General features: G+C 65.3%; 14 protein-coding genes. 4 read left to right on the top strand and 10 right to left on the bottom strand.

All coding sequences use genetic code 11. The features are described 5' to 3' along the window. The first annotated feature begins 40 nt into the window (after window positions 1–40). The gene (locus tag NKF27_RS03715) at window positions 41–460 is read left to right on the top strand and encodes an OsmC family protein (RefSeq protein ID WP_108131335.1); all 420 of its coding nucleotides are present in this window, start codon (window positions 41–43) and stop codon (window positions 458–460) included. 137 nt (window positions 461–597) lie between these two features. Here NKF27_RS03715 and coq7 read toward each other — a convergent pair whose 3' ends face one another. Both coq7 and NKF27_RS03705 read right to left on the bottom strand, forming a co-directional pair. Then, entirely contained in the window at window positions 598–1,242 is a 645-nt protein-coding gene (gene coq7, locus NKF27_RS03710) for a 2-polyprenyl-3-methyl-6-methoxy-1,4-benzoquinone monooxygenase (protein WP_253555373.1), read from the bottom strand. Between the two features lie 249 nt (window positions 1,243–1,491). Then, complete coding sequence (locus NKF27_RS03705) at window positions 1,492–1,833, bottom strand: histidine triad nucleotide-binding protein (RefSeq protein WP_045992116.1); 342 nt, start codon at window positions 1,831–1,833, stop codon at window positions 1,492–1,494. A gap of 222 nt (window positions 1,834–2,055) precedes the next feature. Here NKF27_RS03705 and NKF27_RS03700 point away from each other — a divergent pair, with 222 nt between their 5' ends. Next, complete coding sequence (locus tag NKF27_RS03700) at window positions 2,056–3,300, top strand: sodium:proton antiporter (RefSeq protein ID WP_253555372.1); 1,245 nt, start codon at window positions 2,056–2,058, stop codon at window positions 3,298–3,300. A gap of 47 nt (window positions 3,301–3,347) precedes the next feature. Here NKF27_RS03700 and NKF27_RS03695 read toward each other — a convergent pair whose 3' ends face one another. Then, window positions 3,348–4,805, bottom strand: a complete 1,458-nt coding sequence (locus NKF27_RS03695) for a PLP-dependent aminotransferase family protein (RefSeq protein WP_253555371.1) — start codon at window positions 4,803–4,805, stop codon at window positions 3,348–3,350. A 115-nt stretch (window positions 4,806–4,920) separates the two neighbouring features. On the opposite strand from NKF27_RS03695, the gene NKF27_RS03690 reads away from it, so the two are divergent. Then, on the top strand, window positions 4,921–5,913 hold the full coding sequence (locus NKF27_RS03690; protein WP_253555370.1) for a DMT family transporter: 993 nt from the start codon (window positions 4,921–4,923) through the stop codon (window positions 5,911–5,913). Here the strand turns inward: NKF27_RS03690 and NKF27_RS03685 are convergent. The 4 genes from NKF27_RS03685 to phaR all read right to left on the bottom strand — a co-directional run bounded on the left by NKF27_RS03685 (window position 5,883) and on the right by phaR (window position 9,111). Continuing rightward, a complete protein-coding gene (locus NKF27_RS03685; RefSeq protein WP_045992119.1) occupies window positions 5,883–6,755 on the bottom strand; it encodes a phosphoribulokinase in 873 nt (290 codons plus the stop codon). The two genes, NKF27_RS03690 and NKF27_RS03685, sit on opposite strands and share 31 nt — an antisense overlap. After that, a complete protein-coding gene (locus NKF27_RS03680) occupies window positions 6,755–7,189 on the bottom strand; it encodes a thioesterase family protein (protein ID WP_045992120.1) in 435 nt (144 codons plus the stop codon). The genes NKF27_RS03685 and NKF27_RS03680 overlap by 1 nt, the downstream gene beginning before the upstream one ends. A 62-nt stretch (window positions 7,190–7,251) precedes the next feature. Further along, window positions 7,252–8,535 (bottom strand): phosphoribosylamine--glycine ligase, encoded by a 1,284-nt coding sequence (gene purD, locus NKF27_RS03675; RefSeq protein ID WP_045992121.1) that lies wholly within the window; start codon window positions 8,533–8,535, stop codon window positions 7,252–7,254. 102 nt (window positions 8,536–8,637) lie between these two features. Beyond that, on the bottom strand, window positions 8,638–9,111 hold the full coding sequence (gene phaR / locus NKF27_RS03670; RefSeq protein ID WP_253555368.1) for a polyhydroxyalkanoate synthesis repressor PhaR: 474 nt from the start codon (window positions 9,109–9,111) through the stop codon (window positions 8,638–8,640). A 119-nt stretch (window positions 9,112–9,230) separates the two neighbouring features. On the opposite strand from phaR, the gene NKF27_RS03665 reads away from it, so the two are divergent. Then, window positions 9,231–9,944, top strand: a complete 714-nt coding sequence (locus tag NKF27_RS03665; RefSeq protein WP_253555367.1) for a 16S rRNA (uracil(1498)-N(3))-methyltransferase — start codon at window positions 9,231–9,233, stop codon at window positions 9,942–9,944. A gap of 39 nt (window positions 9,945–9,983) precedes the next feature. Here the strand turns inward: NKF27_RS03665 and NKF27_RS03660 are convergent, their stop codons facing one another. The 3 genes from NKF27_RS03660 to NKF27_RS03650 form a co-directional block, all read right to left on the bottom strand. Then, window positions 9,984–10,535, bottom strand: a complete 552-nt coding sequence (locus NKF27_RS03660) for an ATP-dependent zinc protease (protein ID WP_253556405.1) — start codon at window positions 10,533–10,535, stop codon at window positions 9,984–9,986. A 165-nt stretch (window positions 10,536–10,700) separates the two neighbouring features. Further along, the gene (locus tag NKF27_RS03655) at window positions 10,701–11,996 is read right to left on the bottom strand and encodes a lytic murein transglycosylase (RefSeq protein WP_253555365.1); all 1,296 of its coding nucleotides are present in this window, start codon (window positions 11,994–11,996) and stop codon (window positions 10,701–10,703) included. A gap of 220 nt (window positions 11,997–12,216) precedes the next feature. Next, window positions 12,217–13,518: a DASH family cryptochrome gene (locus NKF27_RS03650; protein ID WP_253555363.1), complete on the bottom strand. Its 1,302-nt coding sequence runs from the start codon at window positions 13,516–13,518 to the stop codon at window positions 12,217–12,219. Window positions 13,519–13,674 lie beyond the last annotated feature (156 nt).

Here is a 13,674-nt window from a genome sequence, read left to right as displayed (position 1 = left end):
AAACATCGACATCACTATCGCAGAAAAAGAAGGAATCCCCATGAAAGCCAGCGTCAAATGGACCGACGGCCGTCAGTTCGTGGCCGAATCCGGTAGTGGCCACGCCGTGGTCATCGACGGCCCCCCCGATCACGGTGGCCGCAACACCGGGCCGCGCCCGATGGAGATGCTGCTGATGGGCATGGGCGCCTGCACCTCCTTTGACGTGCTGGAGATCCTCGAGAAGTCCCGCGCCCCGGTGGAAGACTGCGTCGCCGACATCGAGGCCGAACGCGCCGACAGCGTGCCGTCGGTGTTTACCAAGATCCACGTGCACTTCACCGTCACCGGCAAGGGGCTCAAGGAAAAGCAGGTCCAGCGCGCGGTGGAACTGTCCGCGGACAAGTACTGCAGCGCTTCCATCATGCTGGCCAAGGGCGGCGTCGAGGTCACCCATTCCTACACCATCGTCGAGTCCTGAGGCCGCTTCGAGCGCCGCGCTGCAGCGAGCGCCTCGGATCGACAGCCACCCTCACGCAAAAGCCCCTGCCGATCGGCAGGGGCTTTTGCGTGAGGGCGAGGCCATCGCAGCATCAGGCGCTGGCCACCGGCACAGGATCAGATGCGGTAGACGCTCTTGGTCATCACCCTGGAGATCAGCGTCATGCCGGCCTTGACCGGGCCAGGGAACCTTGCGCCACCAGCCTCCAGCGCCTGCTGGGCGTGGTGGGCCTCGTCGATGGCCATCTGCCTGAGCACCGACCGGGAGCGCTTGTCCCCTTCGGGCAAGGTCTCGAGGTGCTCATCCAGATGCTTGCCCACCTGCTCCTCGGTGGCGGCGACAAAGCCCAGGCTGACACGATCGCCAACCGCCCCCGCCAGCGCCCCCATGCCGAAGGACGCCGCATAGAACAGCGGATTGAGTCGACTGGTCGGCGCATTCAACTCCCTGAGCCGGTCCTCGCACCAGGCAAGGTGATCGATCTCTTCCTGGGCGGCTTCCTCCATCTGGCCACGCACCTCCGGCAATTTGGCGGTCAGGCCCTGGCCCTGGTACAGCGCCTGGGCGCATACCTCTCCGGTGTGGTTGATGCGCATCAGGCCGGCCGCGTGATGGCGCTCATCCGGGCTCATTTCGCCGTCATGGATCGTATCGACCGCGGGCGTCGGCCGTGATGCCCGCGCCGCCCCCGGCACCAGGGTGCGCAATACATTGTCGAACTGATGGATGGCCCGATCGGCGGGGCTGAGAGAGCGGGACATGGCGCGATCCTTGTACGACTAAGTGAGCCAGCGAACATGGGCGAAACGATGAACGTTCGCATCAAGGGATTATTCTACGCAAGCGTCGGCGGCACTCAAGCGCCGGCTTTTCAAATGGGGCACCAGCCCCTCAGCGGCGCCTAGAAACAAAAACCGATCGGCGCCGCCTGGGGGACACCAGGCGACGCCGGAGAATGCACGGATGCGTCGAGCGCTTGAACTGCCGGAAGAGACTCCGTGGCGCGCCGGCTAGCCAGCCGGCCATGTGAAGCGACGACCGCCCATCACGTGCATGTGAATATGATAGACCGTCTGGCCGCCGTCTTCATTGCAATTCATCACCACCCTGAAGCCGTCTTCGGCAAACCCGAGATCCTTGGCCAGACGCGAGGCGGTCAGCGGCAGGCGCCCCACCAGTGCCTGGTCTTCCTCGGTGATGTCGTTGAGGGTGGCAATATGCTTCTTGGGGATGACCAGCATATGGGTCGGGGCCTTGGGGTCGATATCGTTGAAGGCCAGCACCTGATCGTCCTCGTAGACGATATCGGCAGGAATCTCGCGGTTGATGATCTTGCAGAACAGGCAATCCATGGCAGGCTCCGGGGCACACTGAAAAAACGGTGTCTTCGAGATTACCCGCCAACAGGGCCGCTGTCAGTCCCCTGACTCGCCCGATCACTGACCCAGGCCCCATGAGCAACGTTCCCAAACCGCCAGTTATGCACCTCTGGTCATCGCGCTCGCCTGCCCCCCCAAGCCATTGCGGCTATGGTACAACCGTAGCTCCCATGCATTTTCGGAGTGTCGCCTGCCATGCATCACACCGCCCTGCTGCTGATCCTTCTGATCATCATCGCCTTTGCCCTGCTGTCGCGGCGCATCTCGGCCTCGCTGATCAGTCTGCCCATGGTGTTCATGGCCGCGGGGATGGGGCTGGGCGCGCTGACGCCGGACCTGGTGCCCATGGACATGCAGCAGGAGCTGACCCAGGTGATCGCCGAGATCACCCTGATCATCGTGCTGTTCGCCGATGCCTCGGTGGTCAAGCTGAAGTCCCTGCGCCAGAACCTGGCGATTCCGCTGCGCATGCTGTTGATCGGCATGCCCCTGACGGTCTTGCTGGGCACGCTGATGGCCAAGTGGGTCTCGCCGGAAGCTGCCTGGGGTACCGCCATGCTGGTGGCGGCGATTCTCACCCCGACCGACGCGGCCTTGGGCCAGGCGGTGGTATCGAGCCCCAGCGTACCGGAGCGTATCCGCCAGTCGATCAACGTCGAAAGTGGGCTCAATGATGGCCTGGCAGTACCCGTGATTCTTGCCTCGGCACTGCTGGCGGTAGCGGCCACCGGCACCGAGGTCGCCGACGCCCCGGACAACCTCTGGACCTTCGCCCTGCTGCAACTGACCCTCGGGCCGCTGGTCGGGGTGCTGTTCGGCTGGGGCTTTGCCCGCCTGCTGGACGCCGCCATCGACCGCGGCTACGTCACCGTCATCTATCAGGGCATCCTGTTTCTGGCGCTGGCCTTCCTGATCTATCTGGTCGCCGAAACCGTCGGCGGCAACGGCTTTATCGCGGTGTTCCTCGGCGGCCTGACCTTCGGCAACCAGCTACGCCATGACACCACCTTCATCGAGGAGTTCATGGAGAGCGAGGGCCAGCTCTTGACCATCGCCACCTTCCTGATCTTCGGTGCGGTAATGGTGCCGCTGGCCATCTCGCATGCGTCCTGGAAGACCGTGGCCCTGGCGCTGATGTACCTGTCGGTGATTCGCATGATCCCGATCTGGATATCGCTCACCGGACTCGGGCTGTCCGCCTATGAAAAGACCTTCCTCGGCTGGTTCGGACCTCGGGGGTTGGCCAGCATCCTGTTTGCGCTGCTGATCTATGACCAGTACCCGATCCCCGGCAGCGACGAGATCCTCGCCTGCGTGGTGTTGACGGTCATGATCTCGGTGGTGCTGCACGGCGTCAGCGCCCAGCCCATGGCCCAGCGCTTTGTCGGCTCTGGCGCCGCCAAGGACGCCCCCGTCAAGCAGGCGCCTCCCGGCCACTGAGCCATCCCCTCCAGGATGGGCGGGACTGACGTTTCACCACGATAGCGTCAGTCCCGAACCCTGGCCGTCCGTTCCTTGGCCACCCGATCCTTGGCCGCCCGCTCCATGGCCCGGTCCAGCGCCCTGAAGACGTCATCATCCAGCGACTGCGCCACATTGAAGCGCAGGTAGCGACTATTCGCCGTTTCCGGGCTGAACACCTCCCCAGGCGCCAGTACCAGATCCTCGTCCAGCGCCGCTCTGGCCACGTCCTTGGCGCAGAGCCCCGCGGGCAGTCGCGTCCACAGAAAGAGCCCCGCACTGGGCTCCACCCAGGGCTCCAGGCCCGCCGAGCGCAGTCGCGGCATGACCTGCCCCATGGCGTCTGCCAGGCGCGTCCTGAGCACGTTGAGGTGACGTCGATAGGCGCCTTCCCTGACCAGCTGGAACACCAGCTCTGCCGACAGCGCGCTGGCGCCGAAGGAGGTCGCCAACTTCAGGTCGACCAGCTCCTCGAGCCACTCGGGGCGGATGGCGATATAGCCACAGCGCACCGAGGCCGACAGGGTCTTGGAGAAGCTGCCCACCTGGATTACCCGCTCGAGCCCGTCCAGTGCCGCCAGGCGCGGTGACGCCTGGTGCTCGAAGTCGGCGAAGATGTCGTCCTCGATGATCAGCAGGTCGTGACGCTCGGCCAGGCGCAGCACGCGGTGGGCCACCGCCAGTGACAGGCTGGCACCGGTTGGATTATGCAGCCCCGAGTTGGTGATATAGAGCCGCGGACGATGCTGCTCGAGGGCCTCGGCAAGGCGCGATAGGTCCGGCCCCGCAGGGCTGAAGGGCACCCCCACCACCTTGACCCGGTGGGCACGCAGCAGGGCATGAAAGTTGAAATAGCAGGGGTCATCGACCAGCACGCGGTCGCCCGGCTCGAGCAGAAACCGACACAACAGATCGATGGCCTGGGTGCCGGACTCGGTCAGCAGGATCTGGGACGGCGCCGCCTCGACACCCCGCTCGGTGAGGCGATGCGCCAGCACCTGACGCAGTGCGTGCAGGCCCTGGGGCGACGCATAGTCGGTCAGGCTGGCGACAGCGCCGGAACGCCTCGCCAACTGCCTCAGCCCACGGCGAATCTCCTCGTGGGGCATCCACTCTGCCGGCAGCCAGCCACAGCCTGGCCTCAGCCGGTAATGGTCGCTCTCGAGCGCCTGGCGGGTCAGCCACAGCGGGTCCACTTCGCGCTCGCGACGGGGCGCCAGCTCCGCCAGGGACAGCGGCGGCAAGCGATCACCGACGAAAAAGCCGGCGCCGCGACGGGAATGGATGGCGCCCTCGGCGACCAGCCGATCGTAGGCCTCGACCACGGTGGAGCGTGACACCCCGAGCGATTCAGCCAAGCCGCGAATCGACGGCAGGCGCGCACCTGGCGCAAGCTGACGCTGGGCCATGCGGCGCCGGATCAGCGCTACCACCTGCTCGACCAGGCTGATGCCCGCCCGACGATCGATGTCCTGTGCCTTCATCTGTACTGGAGGCTCCACCATGACAGTTTGTCAAAACTGTACTGCACCGTCTCTGGCCGCACCAGCGCACGCCCTTCACCCTAGGCGCTACTGACCCGCCACGGAGTTCGCGCAGATGCCCTCACGACACCGACCATTGAACCCGACGCACCGCCCGGACCTTGGCAGGGGCTGGGCCTGCGGCGCCCTCGGCATGGCCATCTTCAGCGGTTCATTGCCCGCCACCCGGGTGGCGGTGGGGGCCTTCGATCCGCTGTTTCTGACCTTTGCCAGGGCCAGCCTGGCGGGACTGGTGGCGGTGGTATTACTGGCGTGCCTGAAGGGACGCCGGCCGCGGACCGATGAGCTTGCATCGCTGGGGCTGGTTGCCACCTGCGTGGTGGTGGGGTTTCCACTGCTGACCGCCATGGCGCTGGAGCACGTCAGCGCAGCGCACTCGCTGGTCTATATCGGCCTGCTGCCGATGGCTACCGCGCTGTTCGGGGTGCTGCGTACCGGCGACAGGCCCCGCCCGGCATTCTGGGCCTGCTCGTTGAGCGGTGCTGCGCTGGTCGCAGGCTTCGCGCTCGGCCAGCCTGGCAGCGCCTCCTTGACCGGCGATCTGTTGATGCTGGCCGCCGTGACCGTCTGCGGGCTCGGCTACGCCGAGGGCGCGCGACTATCACGACGGCTGCAAGGCTGGCGGGTGATCTGCTGGGCGCTGACCCTGGCCCTGCCGTTGATGCTGCCTCTGGCGGTCGCATCGCAACCGCCGACCCTGCAGGGTATCGGCAGCGCCGCCTGGTGGTCGCTGGGCTATGTATCGCTGTTCAGCATGCTGATTGGCTTCATCTTCTGGTATCGCGGCCTGGCGCTCGGTGGGGTGGCTGCGGTGGGTCAGCTACAGTTGCTGCAGCCGTTTCTCGGGCTTGGCCTGGCCGCCTGGTTGTTGAACGAGTCGATCAGCGTGGCGATGCTCGCCACCTGTGCCGCGGTCGTGGTGTGCGTCGCCGGCGCAAAACGCTTCGCCACACCAGCTCCGGTGCCGTCGATCCCGACCTGTCAGTCAGACGAAGCCGGCATCAACGGCGCGGCGGCTCAACGAAAACGTCGTTGGGCCAGCAGATGACGCACCAGCGGACCGAGGATCAGCTCCATCGCCAAGGATAGACGAGAGCCGGGCACCACCAGGGTGTGGGGGCGACTCATGAAGGCGTCCTGAATCATCGCCAGCAGGTAGGGAAAGTCCACAGTGGACGGATCGCGGAACCGGATCACCACGAAGGACTCGGCATCGGTGGGAATATCCTGGACCTCGAAGGGGTTCGAGGTATCGACCGTGGGCACCCGCTGAAAGTTGATATGGGTACGCGAGAACTGCGGCAGGATGTAGCGCACGTAGTCATCCATGCGCCCCAGGATGGTGTCGATGACCGCTTCCTGGGTGTAGCCGCGGGCGTGCATGTCGCGATCGATCTTCTGAATCCACTCGAGGTTCATGGTCGGGGCGACGCCCACCAGCAGATCGACGTGGCGGGCGATGTCCACCTCACTGGTGACCAGTCCGCCGTGCAGGCCCTCGTAGAACAGCAGGTCGGTACCGGTGGGCAGCGGCTGCCATTCGGTGAAGGTGCCGACCTGGTAGCCGGCCTCGATCATCTTCTTGTCTTCGGCGTGGATATAGTGCCGGAAGGTCCCGGCGCCGCTGTCACCGTACTCCTGGAACAGCGTCTCCAGGCGATCGAGCAGGTTGGCCTCCACCGCAAAGTGGGACAACTCATCCTTGCGCTCGGGCTCCTCGCGAAAGATCCGCGCCATCTCCTGGCGGGTGTAGCGATGGAAGGCGTCACCATCGACGAAGGCGGCATGGACGTCTTCCCGGGCGAACATGCGCTCGAAGGTGCGCTTGACCGTAGTGGTGCCGGCACCGGACGAGCCGGTGACCGCGATGACTGGATACTCCCTCGACATCAGCCAGCCCTCGCCAGGGCGTCACGCACCGCTTCGGGCACCGCCACCGCACGCCCTGCCTGGGGGTCGACCACCATCAGATTGAGCCTGGCGGTCGCCACTATCCGCTGATCGCTGTCGCGACGCATGCGATGGTAGACCGTGATGGCCTTGCGCGCCGGTTCGGGGATGGCGGTCTCGACCGTCAAGGCGTCCGGCCAACGAGACTCTGCCTGATACTGCACCGCCAGGTCGGCGGCGACACTGGGATAGCCTCCCATGTCACCTTCGTGAAGCCCGAGATGGGCCAGGGCGGCCGCCCTGGCCTCGTGCAACAGCGAAATCACGGCGTCATGGCCCAGATGGTGCCCGTAGTTCATGTCGGTCACGCGCACTGTCAAACCATGACGGTGGACGATCGCCTGCTCGGGAAACTCCAGTTTGACGCGTTCCATGCTCGCTCCTTGCTGATTATTGTTGGTCAGTACCATGGGGCAAGCCAGACCGGTACCGACGATCAGGACTGCCGGGCCATGGCGCGGTGGGCGATGTCCGAACGCCAGAAGGCGCCTTCGAAACTCACCGTCTTGACCCCGCGGTAGGCCAGCTCCCGAGCCTCGCCAAGATCCTGACCGAGGGCGGTCACGCACAACACTCGTCCGCCGGAGGTGACCACCTGGCCATCCTTTTCCGCGGTGCCGGCGTGGAAGACCTTGACGCCCAGGGCCTCGGCACTGTCGCCTCCGCTGATCACGTCGCCCTTGCGGTAGCTGCCGGGGTAGCCTTCGGCGGCCATCACCACACCGATGGCCGGACGCGGGTCCCAGCGGCAATCGTGACCGGACAGGCGACCCTCGGCGCCGGCCAGACACAGCTCGGCCAGATCGCTCTGCAGACGCATCATGATCGGCTGGGTTTCGGGGTCGCCGAAGCGGCAGTTGTACTCGATCACCTTGGGTTCACCCGCGTCGGTGATCATCAGCCCGGCGTAGAGGAAGCCGGTATAGGGATGCCCTTCGTCGGCCATGCCACGCACCGTGGGGCGAATCACTTCGTCCATGATGCGCTGGTAGACGCTGTCGGTGACCACCGGTGCCGGCGAATAGGCGCCCATGCCGCCGGTGTTGGGGCCGGTGTCGCCCTCGCCCACCCGCTTGTGGTCCTGGCTGGTGGCCATGGGCACGATGGACTCGCCATCCACCATGACGATAAAGCTGGCTTCCTCACCTTCGAGGAATTCCTCGATCACGACACGAGCGCCGGCATCACCGAAGGCGTTGTCTTCAAGCATGTCGCGAACCGCCGCCTCGGCCTCGGCCTCGGTCATGGCCACGATGACGCCCTTGCCCGCCGCCAGGCCGTCGGCCTTGATGACGATGGGTGCGCCCTTGTCCCTCAGATAGGCCAGCGCCGGTTCCACGGCGGTGAAGGTGCTGTAATCAGCGGTGGGAATGGCGTGGCGAGCCAGAAAGTCCTTGGTAAAGGACTTGGATCCCTCGAGCTGGGCAGCGCCCTGGGTCGGGCCGAAGATCGCTAGCCCGGCGTCACGAAAACGATCCACCACTCCCTCGACCAGCGGCGCCTCGGGACCCACGATGGTCAGGCCGACGCTCTCGCGCCGGGCAAAGTCCACCAGCCCGTCGAGGTCGGATACCGCGATATCGACGTTGGTCAGTCCCGCCTCCCGTGCGGTGCCGGCATTGCCCGGCGCCACGAAGACCGAGGAGACGCTGGACGACTGGGCGACCTTCCAGGCCAGGGCATGTTCGCGGCCACCGCCGCCGATGATCAGGACCTTCATCCGCTCAACTACCTTTCGAGTACCAAATGAGGCGGCATTATGGCAGAAAAAGCCCGCTCTCGCCCTCCTGGCCTCTCTCCATCAGAGCCGAGCGTGGGAGGGTCAGGAGGAACGCTCGTCGTCGTCCTTGGTGGTCTCGCCCTGGCTGGTGCCGCCCTGGCTGATGGTGTTCTGCCAGAAACGCATGTTTTCCTCGGCCAGCTCGCGCATCAGCTCCATCGGCGAATGCCGCATGGCCTGCTGCCACTGATCCTGCATCTTCTTCTGCTGTTCCATCATCAGCCGGGTGCCTTGCTCCAGGTAGCGCGCCAGTGGCAGCGGCTGGGACATGGCGTACACCCGAATCAGCTGTTGCAGCAGGTCATTGGAGAACACCTCGGCGTCGCTGTCGGCCTGCTCCTGCTCGATGATGATCGACAGCAGAATGGTACGCGTCAGGTCCTCGCCACTCTTGGCATCTTCCACACGGAAAGGCACTTCCTCGAGAATCAGGCTTCGTAGATCCTCGAGCGTTACATAGCGGCTCTGTTCGGTATCATAGAGCCGGCGATTGGCATACTTGCGAATCACGCGCACGGCGCTGCTCCTTTGTTCGTGGGAAGCCCCGGGACTGCAGGTGCAGATCCTCGGCTTCGTTCGCATCCATTTTGCACCGCGACACGGCCCTTGCAAGACAAACCGGTATTCGAGGTTCCATGAATCTGATACTTCTCACCCGGAACGACGTCGATGACGCCGGGTTGGCACGGGTCCGCGACCCCCGACGCCTGGCCCACCTGCGCCAGGTCCACCGCGCGCGACAGGGCGACGTGATGACCCTGGGTCTGGAGAACGGCCCGCTGGGCCGCGGTCAGCTCATGTCACTGACCGACGAAGAGGCCTGCTTCGATGTTTCCGGGCTCGATCAGGCACCGCCCGCGGCGCTGCCGGTGCACCTGGTGCTGGCTCTGCCTCGCCCACGCATGCTGGCAAGAAGCATAGAGCATGCCACCGCACTGGGCGTGAAGCGCATCACGTTGCTGCATAGCCGCAGGGTGGAGAAGAGCTACTGGCAGTCCCCCGAACTCGATCCCGCCAAGATCCGCCAGCACCTGGTACTTGGCCTGGAGCAGGCCCGCGATACCGCGCTGCCGGTGGTGGACACGGCGCGGGGCTTTCGGCCCTTCGTCGAGGACCGTCTGCCGTCCCTGCTGGAAGGACGGCGGGGCCTGTTGGCGCACCCCGGGATGGCGAATGCCTGCCCTCGAGGCCTGACCGAGCCTGTGACCCTGCTGGTCGGCCCCGAGGGCGGCTTCATCGAATGGGAGGTGGAACAGATGCTGGCGGCAGGCTGCGAGGGCATCCACCTGGGCGAGCGCATCCTGCGGGTGGAAACCGCAGTGACCGCGCTACTGTCCAGGCTCTTCTAGGCCAACCCTGTAGACCACACCAGCGGTGCCATCGACGTATCAGCTCTCGCTGCCCTCGTCATCGGCACCGTCATCCTTGTTGGTGCCGTACTCGCCCTCTCCCTCATGCTCGATGACCGGAGAGTTCTCGTCGCAACTCGGCTCGATCAGGAAGGTCTCGCGCACGTCCAGCAGCCCGAGCTCGCCGATGGTACGGCGACCCAGCAGCATCGGGTAGTTCATCTCTTCCCGGTTGCGCAGGCTGAACTGCTCCTCGTGGATGGTGTCCCCCATGCACACCTCCATCAACACCACCAGGCGCTCGTCGCGACCGCCGGCCCCGCGCACCGTCATATCGCGATAGAGCGGGCGTTCGAGCTGCTTCTTGAAGGTCTCACCGGTCTCCTCGTCCTCGAGCTCGAGAGCGAAACGCACCCAGGGTTCGCCTTCCTTGTCGAAGCGCTCGATATCCCGGGCATCCAGCGAAGACGTCAGCGCGCCGCTGTCCAGCTTTGCCTTCACTTCGACGTCCCAGGGCTCCAGGGTCGCCATCTCGACCCAACCAAAGACGTCAGGGCCATCATCGGCCAGGGCGCCGCCGGCCGGCGCCATGCACAGGGGTAGCGCCGCCAGCGCCATCAGTCGGGCGGGGCCCGACAGCCATCGATTCCAGAGAGTCATCGTGCCGTTTCCATGTGGAGGGCGTCCCGCCGGACGCCGATACGTCAGGCCCCTGAGTCAGGGGCCGCCTTGATGTTTTCAGGGCTGATTGATCGCTCAGTGGCTTAGGCGTTCGAGCAGGTTGAGCGTGGCGAAGCCGTCGGGCACCAGACCCTGGTCGCGCTGCCAGGCGCGCAACCCTGCCCGGGTATTGGGACCCATGATGCCGTCCGGGGCTCCCACCTCGTAGCCAAACGCCTGAAGCCGCGACTGCAGCGTCTTCACCTGAGTACGAGAGAGCGGTTGCTCGTCACGCGGCCAGCCACCCTCGATGCCGGCGCGCCCGGCGATACGGTCGCTCAGCGAGGCCACCGCCAGGGCGTAGCTGGTGGCGTTGTTGTAGCGCAGGATGGCGCGGAAGTTCGGTCCCACCAGGAAAGCAGGACCACGCGCGCCGGCCGGAGTGATCACCGACGCCTCATCGAAGGCCGGCAGATCGCCACCGCCCAGCGGGCTTACACCCAGGCCGGCCCAGGCCGAGGCGCTCTTGCGGGTATCGAGCTCGGTCTGGGCGTAGTCGAACCCGGACGGCAGTTGCACCTCGACACCCCAGGGCTCGCCCTGACGCCAACCGGCACGATCCAGATAGTTGGCAGTCGACGCCATGACGTCGGGGATACTCGCCCAGATATCACGGCGACCGTCGCCGTCTCCGTCCTTGGCGTAGGCCACGAAACTGGAAGGAATGAACTGGGTGTGGCCCATCGCCCCCGCCCAGGAGCCCTTCATGCGCTGCGGTGTGATATCGCCGGCGTCGATGATCTCGAGCGCTGCCATCAGTTCACCGCGTGCAAAGTCTCGGCGCCGACCGTCATAGGCCAGGGTCGCCAGTGCCTCCAGGGTCGAGAAGTCACCGAAGTTCTGGCCGTAGTTGCTCTCGATACCCCAGATGGCGGTAAGGACCTCGGCGGGCACACCGTAGTCGGCCTCGGCGCGGTCGGCCGCGGAGCGATTGGCGGCGAGCTTGTCACGACCCTGGGTCACCCTGGCGTTGGAGACTGCGGTATCCAGGTATTGCCAGATCGGACGCACGAACTCCGGCTGGGAGCCGTCGAGTTCGATCACCCGGGGACGGTAGCGCAGGCCATCCAGCGCGCGCGCCAGGGTCGCTTCGCTGATGCCTTCTGCACGCGCCTGATCACGAAAGCCGGCCAGCCACTGATCGAAGCTCTGGGGCTCGGCGGCGGCGGCAGGGGCGGTCTGCCCAGACGCTTCGCCACCGGCGCTGGCGGTGACGCTTGCACCAGCACTGGCATTGGTAGCCGCCGCGGCATCGCCGGAGGGGGCGGCGGAGGTACTCTGGCAACCGGCCAGGGTTACCACAAGAAGGGCGGATAACAGTCGAGTCAACATGATGAAGCAATCCTTGGCGATCAATATGCGGGCATGATGACCCAGGACCCGCTGTCATACCAGCCAGTCAGGACACCAGAGCATCGCAAGATGTGGCACCACTACCACCAAGGTGAAAGCCACCCGCAGGGGCAAGAGACCTCATACGGGAGGTCGAACAACGTGGTGAACAGGGCATCGCTCGTCCTTCCATACACCGGTGCCTCAATGCCCCAGGGCCTCAATGCCTCAGTGCCTCGTAGGAAGACGGCAGCAAGCTCACCGCCTTCCAGTGGCGGACATAGCGTTCATCGGGGTCGTAGCGCCGGCTCTGTTCGTCGATATCGAAGATCCTGGGCTTGGCGTTGCGGCCCGCACCTGCGATGTACTTCCAGTTGCCCCAGTTGCTGGCGACGTCATGGTCGATCAGGCAGCGTTCGAACCAGGCGGCGCCGTGGCGCCAGTCCTCCCCGAGATCGTGCACCAGGTAGCTGGCGACGAGCTGACGCGCTCGATTGGAGAGCCAGCCGCTGACCGACAACTCACGCATGGCTGCATCGATCAGCGGCTGCCCGGTAGCGCCCAGGCGCCAGCACTCGAATGCCTGCCCCGGCGATGACGGGGGATCGCCGAACAGCGCTTTGCCTTCCTGGCGTGCCGCCCAGTGGAAGTACTCGCGCCATAACAACTCGTGATAGAAGTGGCGAGATGATGCGTTGGCACCCCGCCGGTCTTCCCATTCTCTCAGTGCTTCGAGGACCTGGGTCGCCGACACACAGCCAAGCGCCAGCCAGGGCGATAGACGGGACGAAAAGCCAGCGCCGATCAAACCATTGCGCGTCTGCTGATAGGTCGCCAGCAAATCGGACCCCCACACGACGTCGTCGAGACGCTGCCAGGCGGGCGCTTCACCGCCGACAAAGGCAAGCCCGGCGCTGTCGGGCGCGTCGTTCAAGGCGTCCGCTTCGCGTGACAATCGCTGCAACGAGGGCAGTCCGCGCGGCGCTCGTTCCGGCCACGCCGGCTGCGTCGCCGGGGCCGGACGACTGTGGCTTCGAGGAGACGCCTCGCCGAGACGACGCCGGAAAGCCGACCAGCTTGCCGGTACCTCATCCAACGTCATCGGCAACGTCTGCGACGTCCACAGCGTGCCCGCACCACAACGCTCCAGTCGACACTGCCTTGGCAGGCAGCGTGCCAGACGCTCAAGCTGGTCGTCTCCGCCTGCTGCCTCACTGACCACCACCCGTGTCACCTGATACTGCTCGGCCAGCCGGGCGACCAGCGACACCGGCTCGTCCACCGCCACCAGCAGGTCGCTACCCTTCTTCAACAGCGTCCCACGCAACTCCTTGAGACACTGCCACAGAAAGCGCAGCCGACGAGCGCCGATACCGGCCACGCCGTCTGCCGATGTGCCATCAAGCAGTGCCTCGTCGATCACGAACACCACCAGGCGCTCGCTGACCGAGGGCGCGATGTCCAGCAAGGGGTTGTCGGCCAGCCGCAGTTCCCCACGCAACCACACCAGCTCTGTTTCCATGTCACGCTCCCGACAGGCCTGAGGATTCGCGGCACGCGCCCCGTGGGCACAGATCGTGCGCTACCGACGGAGGCTTTGCCCTACTGCATAGCGATAATATATAGCTCTTGTACACTACATGTACAATTTTAAAGAAGCCTACGGCTATCACGTTGA

Source organism: Halomonas sp. DN3 (genome assembly GCF_024137905.1).
In the GTDB taxonomy this organism is placed as follows: domain Bacteria; phylum Pseudomonadota; class Gammaproteobacteria; order Pseudomonadales; family Halomonadaceae; genus Halomonas; species Halomonas litopenaei.
The sequence above is the reverse complement of the archived record's forward strand: the minus strand, read 5'-3'. Positions and strand labels throughout refer to the sequence as shown.